Below are 10,084 nucleotides of genomic sequence, written 5' to 3' on the forward strand. Positions count from 1 at the left end.
AACGTTTCATCATACTGTTTTTTCATCTGAAACACCTCTTATATAGAATAATTTATCTCTATACTGTGTTCCAGTTTTACTGTACCACCTCATATAAAGCATTTGATGGCAAACCAATAGTTTTTGAATTTATGAAATTAATTTCATAAGTAGGTTATTACTTTACCTAAAAGTTTATAAGGGATTTTTGAAAAAGAAAAACGTGAATTTTTTGAGAAAAGCTTTTATTTTGTAATAAATCGTTATAACAGTGAACAAAATATATTGGCCGCTAATGTTCATAATGACGAAACATAACCGCATATGCACTTTGCTTTTATGTCTATTGCTTAGAACGAAAAGAAGCAAATTTTTAAGTAGGATTGGAGTGTCTCATTGAAGTGAATTTTGTGTTAAGGTGGCAGTGGATACTAACGACGTTTCCCCTATAAAGCCTTTTTTGTTACAATCATACAGTAGCCATTTTTCATCTTTTCGCTCTTCTTGAAATAAACAAAAGCATCCACTATCTGGAATGCTTTTGTTTGACTGATATTCTTTTAGAAGATCAACTGCAGTCACAGTCCTTTCCAATAAACTATACCAAGAATTTAACATATTGTGGGAAAATATTCCTCTAGTGCATAAAACGTTCCTACGTAATTTCCACTTACATCATCGTAAAAAGAAATGATTATCCAGAAAATGGTCGCTCTTATATAAATCAAGAATCAAGAAGTGCACGCGCGTGAATCCCTTGAAAAAATAATTGTGCTCTCTTTTTATACAGGTGAGTTCAATGAAGGTAATTTCTTACTTCCCCCTGCCCTATACAATATACATTTTCTATACAATGTGTGACAATCGCGCTACTTATTTTTTGGGGATGCTATCAAATGGTTAGCTTGATGTCTGTTACAAATACTCTTTTATCCGGTACCTTAATTACTATTTCTTTTCCTAAAGCAGTATCATAAATCTTAGTAAATTTATTATCTATTTCTATACGATGAGCTGTAAGCTATTTTTTATATCTGTTATATTTTCTCGTTCTGATGCAATTTCTCTAATAGCGACATCTAGCTTAGCTTCTTTTCTTTTTCATTTTTGCCCCCCATTTTGTAACTGTTGATTTATTCCATTAAACTCTTCTTGCAGCATCTGTATTAATATTTTTAATTTTTTCACTGCATTTCCTCTTCATACATTCTTGTATATATACCATTGTACCCAGTTTCCTTTCAAGATGAATAGAAATAAATACTGCATAAAAATTCCTAACAAAAAAAGAGCATCCTTGCTAGTTGGATACTCTCAAACTTCGTCCGTGTATAGGAAAGAATTTCCATGAATAAAAGTAAATAGCGGAGGGTTGCCCCTACTTTTACTATATGCTTTTCCTAATCAAAAGGTGCCATAGTAAAAACACTAGTTTTTACTATGGCTGTGGAGAAAGTCTTCTCCACAGCCTGTTTTTGTGTCTGAACCTCTTTTTATGTGTCAACACTGATAAAAAGAGGTAAAGGAGAGATTTTTTATGATGGGTGCTTTAAAAAATCATCGTGATGAACGTGTAGCTGTTTCTGTAGAAGCGTTGGTTCCACAAGATCATTTCCTTTGAGCGATTGAAGCGACAATTAGTTTTGATTTTATTGAGGAGAAGTTACGCCCTTATTACTGTGAAAACAATGGACGTCCGTCAATCCATCCTATCGTTTTATTTAAAATGATGTTTATTGGATATTTTTACGGTATTCGTTCGGAGCGTCAATTGGAAAAAGAGATTAAAACGAATATTTCCTACTGTTGGTTTTTAGGGTTTTCTCTATCAGATACGATTCCAGATCATTCTACAATCAGTTGAAATCGTCGTACTCGCTTTATTCATACAAAGATTTTCGAAGAAATTTTTGATGAGATTGTGAGGCAAGCGACAGAGCACCGGATGGTGGGAGGACGTGTGCTGATGACAGATTCTACGCACATTAAGGCCAATGCCAATAAAAATAAATTTGTACATAAATATAAAAAAGAAAAGGCAAAGTTTTATATAGATGAGCTAGAAGCTGCGGTAATCGAAGATCGTAAGGTACATGGAAAAAAGAATTAAAACCTAGAAAGGAAAGTGATACCCATACCAAAAAAACTTGTATACGTACAACGGATCCAGATAGTGGATTTTTAATGAGAGATGGAAAACCGACCGGTTTTCATTTCTTAGACCATCGTACGACTGATGCGAAGTACAATATTCTTATGGAAAAGGGCCAAAAAAGTTAAATGAATTGGAACAGCTACGGTTAGAAAATAAACAGTTAAAAACAAAATTACTGATATGGGAAAAGTATCTGGAAATCAAAAGGAGTTGAACTCGGAAACTGTAGTCACTTTATGGACCGATTTAAAAACAAAACTAACGGTAAAAGAATTGTGTAATGTATTAGAATTACTCCGGTCTACATTTTAGCGTTGGTTACAACGAACAGTGGACCTGAGAGATGAGATAGAAGAGAAAATAAAGGATGTTTGTCTTCGGCATAAATTACGATATGGATATCGAAGAGTGACTGCCACTCTTCGGAAAATGGGGCTGTGTGTGAATCATAAAAAAGTATTACAAATCATGCGACAAAATCAGATTCTTTCAAAAGTTCGTCGAAAGAAAAAGAAATATATCAGTGGTGCGGAGCCAGTAGTAGCCCCTCATCGATTGGAACGCCAATTCGATGCATCCGTACCAAATCAAAAGTGGTTTACGGATGTGACGTATCTATTATTCGGAGAGCGTACCTTGTATTTATCAATGATTATGGATGCCTTTAATCGTGAAATTATCAGTTATGTCATCAGCAAGTCCCAAGCACTGCCATTAGCGATGAAGACATTAAAACAAGCAATGAGAGGGCGAAAAGTAAAAGATGTCCTTCTTCACTCAAATCAAGGAATTATTTATACAGCGAAGGAATTTCAAGCATATGCCAAAGAAAACGGCATGATCACCAGCATGTCCCGGAGAGGAAATTACCATGATAATGCCGTCATGGAAAGCTTCTTTGGTCATTTAAAAAGTGAAGCATTCTATTCACAAGAGATAACAAAAGTATCTAACACAACTGTGCGACAGATTGTGCTAGAATACATTCATTACTACAATTGTGTGCGAATTCAAGAAAAATTAAACCACTTATCCCCTAAAGAATTTAGAGAACAAGTGGTTTAGGTCTTTTGATAAGTGTCCCGTTTTCGGGGTTCACTTCAATATAGGAATATTGGACTTTTTATAGAAACATATGATTGGGATTAAAATAAACGTGAGCAGATAAATAATTTTTTTTACAGATCAGGGATATACTCCTCAAAAATATCCGAACTATTGTTGATATTAGAACTTTTGTACAAAATGTGCATAGGATAATTAGTGAATATGAATACAACTTAAGAGTTATAAGCATTTATATTTTACTCTGAGAATAAATTATTATAATGTAATTTATTCTCAAATCCTTAACATAGCCTTCAATTAGATTAGTAACTGCTATATTTTCTATTGAGTGGCTATTTATTTTAAATATCATTTTCTCGAAAAACTCAGAAATTTATACTGACTACAAACTAAATAATTTTTTGTTATTTCTAAATTAACATTGGGGGTTTAGAACAAGTGGCATTAAAAAAACTACATTTATTATTTATTACTAAAGATTGGTCTATGGGGCTAGAACGTAATACATTCTATTTAATGCAATCTTTAAAACAGAAAATTAACGTAACAATTTGGGAAAAATCAGGAGATATTAATACTATTCTTTCTACAATATCCAATCCTCCAGATTTTATTTTATTAAATGATTTACGTCCTTCAAGATGCCCTGAAATTATTAATTTGCAAAATTGTGATATTCCAGTAGGGATGATTATGCATGATTTACACTATAAAATAAATCATCGTAAAGATTTTATAAAAAAAAATAATATTAGATATTTATTTGTACATTATAGAGATGCTTTCAAAAATAGCTATAAAGAATTTGAGGATCGTATGATATGGTTCCCTCATTATATAGATTCTAATATATTTAAGGATTATTATGAAGAAAAGAGCATAGACTTTTTAATGATGGGTTGCGTATATCCTGATATTTATCCTTTAAGAGATAAAATTTTAAAAACTTTAGGTACACAAGAAAATTTTATCTATCATGATCATCCAGGTTATGAACATACTACTTATGACGAAAGAGATTTTATAGTTGGTAAAAGATACGCACAAGAAATTAATAAATCAAAAATATTTTTGACATGTGATTCTATATATCATTATCCTCTAATGAAATATTTTGAAGTATTGGCTACTAACACTTTATTATTGGCCCCGCATTCACAAGAATTACAAGACTTAGGATTTATTCCAAACAAACATTTTATAGATATTAATGAATATAATTATGCTGAATTAGCAAACAAACATTTACAGACTTATGATACTCTAGGAAGATATATATCTAAAAATGGTTATGAAATGATTCATAAATATCATACTGTGGAACAACGATCTGTTTATCTTATAAATATTATTCAAAAAATATCGGATACAGGAAAAATTTTGATTGGAGGTAAATACCAACATGATTCTTTTGTATCTTGGTTATCTGGGGAAAAATAATATCGGGGATGAAGTTTGCTATGAAGCATTTATACAAGCAATAAATAAATGGGGAAACAGAAAATATACTATACTTCCATTTCCGATACATGAACAAACTTCATTACAAAATTTTTATAACCAACAAAACTTCGATGCAGTAATTTTAGGAGGAGGATCTCTACTTCAAGGAGATTTCTTTTTAACACTTGTTGAGGAAGCTCAACAAATGGAAATCCCGGTTTTTTGCTATGGAACAGGAATAGACTATTTAACTGAAATGGCTATTTATAATTATCAGCGGAATCAAAAAATAGAAGTCAATTCTTTTTTTGCTAATCGTAATATTGATTTTAAAAGAATCTTGAATGCAATCAAATCAATGAACTTCATAGGTGTTAGAGGTCCATTAACGTATCAAGCTCTCATTACCCAAGATTCAAATATAAAAAATATTTGTATATTAGGTGATGCAGCCATAACATATACTCCCCCTGATAATAATTTTATTTTTCAAAAATATCTAAACTTTAAGTGTAAACCCATCGTAGCTATAAATTGGGGTACAACATTTAATAAGCTTTTTGGTTATAGTGAGCAGGGTTTATTAAAACAAGTAATCCAATGTTGTAATTATTTACATTCTAAGGGGTATCATATTGTGATTTTCCCCATGTGGGACGTTGATATCACTTATTGTAAAGATTTATATTCACATCTTACTAACTTAAAATCTGTAACATTGATACCCGAAGTATGCACAGCAGCCCAAATTTTTCATTTCTTATCTGCTTGTGAATTTTCTATTAATTTAAAATTACATGCTAATGTTCTTTCTGCAGCAGCACTTCTTCCTTTTATTAATTTAGCATATCGCTCAAAAGGAATGGATTTCTCCCTCTCTGTTAATTTCCAAAATAACACTTTATTAACAAATACAAGTGATTTATTGGATTTTGTTATAAAAAAAGAAAAAGAATTTAAAAACAATCGAAATTTGATTGTTAATTCTTTACAAAAATTTCAAGCGCATTATTCTAAACAGCAAAAGGCTTTTTTTGAAAATTATTTGTCCTTATATTAAATCTACATTGAAAAAATCCGTTTAAAAATTTTAAATGTATTTTTAGAAAGAATACTTTTTCTTCATGGCAGGAAGTTTGGTAGAACATGTACCATATGTTAAACCTTTTCCTGTTTCTCTGTATGTGTGATCTCATAGGAATCCGGAGTGATTGAATATAAAACGAGAACAATTTATCGTTTTGTTAATTAGAATTGCTTGTGCTTGATTTGGATAAATACAAACTTTATAAGTTCTATTAATTATCATTTGATTCACCTCCATTTCGGCATAAGACCATGATATGCCGAGTATATATTTAATAGATAGTGCAGTAACAATTTATGTGCTTCGAAAAAGGGGTGGCTGCCTGCCATCCCTTTTTCGAAGTCAATTCATTTCCCATCTACTTTCACGGGACTGTAACCATTCATGCTCCTTACTCAAAGAGCATGAATGGTTACAATGATAAAAAGGCTATTGCAAGCACTTCATTTTGGAAAAAGGTTTGCTAATAATGGTTGGGATGATGTTCACTTCCTAATACTTTTAGTTCGATTGTTTTCCATCTTATTTCTTTTAAATCAGGTTTTCTTGTTCTTATAAAACCATCCCCTATACCGTATGTAATTTACATACGGTATAGGGGATGGTTTTTATTTGTCTTACTTCTTTAGGACATTTTAGTGAATGAAATATTTTTTTTAACCTTTTCAGCAGTTTTATTACAATATCATTAACTATAAGCTTATAAAATCTAATATAAATATATATCTTATATATTTATATTATAAAGATAAAACTTATATAGGATGGATAAATGTATGTATATCCTTGATTTAGCAAAGCTTTGCAATATTGCAAAGCATAAAAAATCACAAATGGATGAATTTAACAACGGTAATTTAGATATTAAGGTAATCTAAATTCTACAAAAAATCATAAATGAAATACAATATTCCTACATAAAAAATGAAACAAATTGATACATATTTAAACATATTTATTCAAAGGAGAAATTTCAGTCGAATTCATTAAAATCACTATAATGTTATTTTATTTATCCACAAATGGTTCACATTATGTGTTAATTTAACAACATAATCCAAATTAAGCACATAACTCACATTAATATTGATGATTTTTGATAGATAAAGACGTATAAGCTAGTTATAAAACGATAATTAAACTAAATTATTCACATTACGTGTTATTTATCTACTTATCCAAGAAATTTTATTTTTTCTTTATGATTTTTTGTAGGTATTTCAATTTATATAGACAGCTCATAATATATTTACATGTAAGTACATGTGGAAATTTAGATAGGAACCATAATTTTCTTGTATATGATTGTATAAAAAAAGACTCTATTATGAATAGAATCGAGTAAAGTGACTTCTTGTGATGAAGGATTAAAGTGCTTCACGAGAAGCGTATCAACACGAATAGCCCTCTATCTTGAATTTTTTCAAAAATAGAGAGCTGATTATAATTAGTTTGTTTTCATTGCTGTCAGTACTTGATCAGCTGTTGTTACTTGGATACCAGCACGTATTAACTGTTCTAAGGCACGCATAAATGTAATTAAGTTAAAGTTATCGGGCACTTCAATGACACGAAGTTTTTCTTTCGGTAATTTATCTATCTTTTCAATGAACAACTCCCGAACATCACTAGGAATAAAGCGTTCTTTATGTCCTTTTGCCTTTAAGAGTTCACGTATTTCTATTTCTAATGCCATATAAGCGTTTAGATTTGTACCTTGTTCATAGGCGTATTTTCTAAACAACGTTTCTTCTTGATACTTTAGATAGTTGCGGTGATACGATTCCTCTGTAACAGGTACAGCAAATTTGCAGTTTAGTAATTCAAACGCTTTGCGGAACAATTTTTTGATGTTACGCAGAGAGTACATAGAGAAATGCAATCCGAAATCAAATACAGCTTGTTCTTTTTGTTCTTTTGGAACATGTTGTGTAATAAGAGGATAAATCCCTTCTTTAGCCGCTGTATCAAGGACTTTATATTGGGATGTTTGATTTAATAATTTCTTCAATGTATATACTAATTTTTTTGGGTATTCTTCATTACGATCTATCATGTCACGTAAGCTATGAATTACACTTCGAATTTGTCGATGGCATGTATGTTTAAGCACATGAATAAATTTGTTTATGTCTTGTGCAAACTCTCCAATACTCATCTCTTGTAGTACGGATTCAATAAAACGAGCTTTACGAGCATAAGTAAGCTTTGGTGTGAATGGATCGCGATACTGTACTTCTCCAATTTCTTTTGTACATAAGAAATCCGTATGTAAGGATAGATATAGTGTTGTATATTTTTTTTTATTTTTAACCCCTTTTTGTAATTTGCAAATTTTGAATAGTGGAGTTCCAGTACATGGTAATGCAGTTGTTAATTCGGTTATAACCGCACGTATTTGGTGTGGGTATTTTTTATGTAAAAAACGGTACATCCCACCAAAATGAGCTTTATTTCCTCTTTCATCTTGTTTATCTAAGGAACGTTTTAATGTAGTTTCACTGTGCTGTTGCATTGCAATATCTAAGTATAGCTTTTTAGAGGAAATTGATAACTCAAAGAAAGCTTTCGTAAATACCACTGGGCTAATATAAACATATGCATTGGCTTTTTCAGTTTCTTTATTCATAAAATGAGTTAATTTAATTGTATATCGGCCATCTAATTCATTTTCAATTGAAATAATGTTATGTATACTTAATTTCTTTAATGCGATATAGAATTGAGAATGCTGTATGTAAGCAAATTCTTCTTTATACAGTTTGTAATCTTCCCACATCATATGTATTGTTACATTTGGAATGACGCCGTTCGTATAACATTTTTTATGTAGATATAAGAAGACTTCCAAATCTGCGTTTGTAATGCCATATAATTTATACTTTCTTCCCATTGTTTCTGAAGTAGCAGATAGTGCACGACGTGAAAAAGATGGTTTAGCCTTTGCTACGAAACCATCCTCATCGGCAATACGCTCCTCATAGGTCATATGATTAATAATATCTTCAAGGTAGGTATCTTTATAGCTATAGTATTTCTCTTCAAAAGTTTCAACAAGTTTTTGCCAAGACTTCAATGTTACTACAACTGCATTTGTAGATTGTCCATTTAGACTACGTTGATTACGGATAATAAATGATTTCCCCATCTCTTTCACCTCCTACATATAAATACTCAAAAACTATAAAATATATCAATTTTGATTATACCAAATCGAAATTTGATGAAATATGTTCCTTTAAGAGAAAAAATAAAAAGATGAAATATCCTTTAACCCCTTGACACACTAGGAGTTAAAGGATTCAAGTGTTGTTTTTTATGGACATGATATCGCTAGAAATTTTCATATAGATAGAAAAGATGAAAAATAGAAAAAGAAACTTGTAATTATGATTAAATCAACAGTTATATTGATTTTTGAAAAATAAAAAAGGGACATGATATGACTATGGATTTTCATATTTATAATTTTGGGTTAAATAAGTGAAACGCCTTAAATATTGATATTAATAGGCTTTATCTGAATTTTTTTTGATTAAAAAGGGGACATGAATCAGCTAGGGAAGTTTTCATGTTCTGATGAAAAAAGGGACGTCATATAGCTATGGGTTTTCATGTTTTATAAATATATGAAAATAGAGTTGAAAACTGTTAAACCCCTATCATTAATAGGTTTATAGGTTATTTATCTAAAAAGAAAAGGACATCATATAGCTATAAGTTTTCATAACTAATAGTATTGCTATAATAGAAAAGCTTATATATCAAGCTTTAAGGAATTTTAAAAGAAAGTTTTAAGTTAATAAAAAAGGGACATGATATGGCTACAAATTTTCAAGTGGATGAATTTGGGGAGTTTGAATTAATAGAAAAATAGAAGTACTTCTGTTGAAAAAGGAATAGAAAAAGATTAACCTGTTTTTAGCGAATTCCTCTTTCTCAAAATTGTGAGGAACGCAGTTAAATGGTAGGTAGGAGATGAATGTCAGGTTGGCGAGCTTAAGGGTGTTGCTTTTTATTTGTCTTTGATATAATCAGTATTATAAATTATACAAGTGGGTATATCACTGAAATTAGATAGTAATAATCATTCAGTATTTTTGTTGTATTATCACCTTGTGTTAGCCGTGAAATACAGAAGGAAGTGTTTGATAATGATATGTCAGATTATGCAAAAGAAATGTCATTGTCTGAGCGAGTATATTCTTGTACATGTGTTATAAATCTCAATAGAGATTATAACGTAGCTATCAAAAGTAATGACCTGGTCAAGAAAAACTGGAACATGAAATAGATTATGCAATTGATTTTGAATACTGATACGGAGTCATTCCATTTAATGATGAGTGCGG

At 30.6% G+C, this 10,084-nt stretch carries 3 protein-coding genes and 4 pseudogenes; 5 read left to right on the plus strand and 2 right to left on the minus strand.

Going from position 1 to position 10,084, the window contains the following annotated elements; all coding sequences use genetic code 11:
• Positions 1 to 1,516: 1,516 nt before the first annotated feature.
• From F3I02_RS19460 to F3I02_RS19475, 4 genes and pseudogenes are all read left to right on the plus strand, one after another.
• Positions 1,517 to 2,241, plus strand: a pseudogene (locus F3I02_RS19460) (transposase); the annotation flags it as partial.
• Positions 2,226 to 3,199, plus strand: a pseudogene (locus F3I02_RS19465) (IS3 family transposase); the annotation flags it as partial. The pseudogenes F3I02_RS19460 and F3I02_RS19465, both read left to right, overlap by 16 nt.
• 441 nt (positions 3,200 to 3,640) lie before the next feature.
• A complete protein-coding gene (locus F3I02_RS19470) occupies positions 3,641 to 4,642 on the plus strand; it encodes a glycosyltransferase (protein WP_308018603.1) in 1,002 nt (333 codons plus the stop codon).
• Positions 4,605 to 5,705, plus strand: coding sequence for a polysaccharide pyruvyl transferase family protein (locus F3I02_RS19475; protein ID WP_196478309.1), 1,101 nt, complete (start codon positions 4,605 to 4,607; stop codon positions 5,703 to 5,705). Before F3I02_RS19470 ends, F3I02_RS19475 begins: the two co-directional genes overlap by 38 nt.
• Positions 5,706 to 5,756: 51 nt before the next feature.
• Here the strand turns inward: F3I02_RS19475 and F3I02_RS19480 are convergent.
• A pseudogene (locus tag F3I02_RS19480) lies at positions 5,757 to 5,954 on the minus strand (helix-turn-helix domain-containing protein); the annotation flags it as partial.
• Between the two features lie 1,225 nt (positions 5,955 to 7,179).
• The gene (locus tag F3I02_RS19485; protein ID WP_196478310.1) at positions 7,180 to 8,880 is read right to left on the minus strand and encodes a hypothetical protein; all 1,701 of its coding nucleotides are present in this window, start codon (positions 8,878 to 8,880) and stop codon (positions 7,180 to 7,182) included.
• A 919-nt stretch (positions 8,881 to 9,799) separates the two neighbouring features.
• Between F3I02_RS19485 and F3I02_RS34980 the strand changes: the two are divergent.
• A pseudogene (locus F3I02_RS34980) lies at positions 9,800 to 9,915 on the plus strand (transposase); the annotation flags it as partial.
• Positions 9,916 to 10,084 lie beyond the last annotated feature (169 nt).

This window comes from Bacillus sp. SRB3LM (genome assembly GCF_015712745.1).
Classification (GTDB): domain Bacteria; phylum Bacillota; class Bacilli; order Bacillales; family Bacillaceae_G; genus Bacillus_A; species Bacillus_A thuringiensis_K.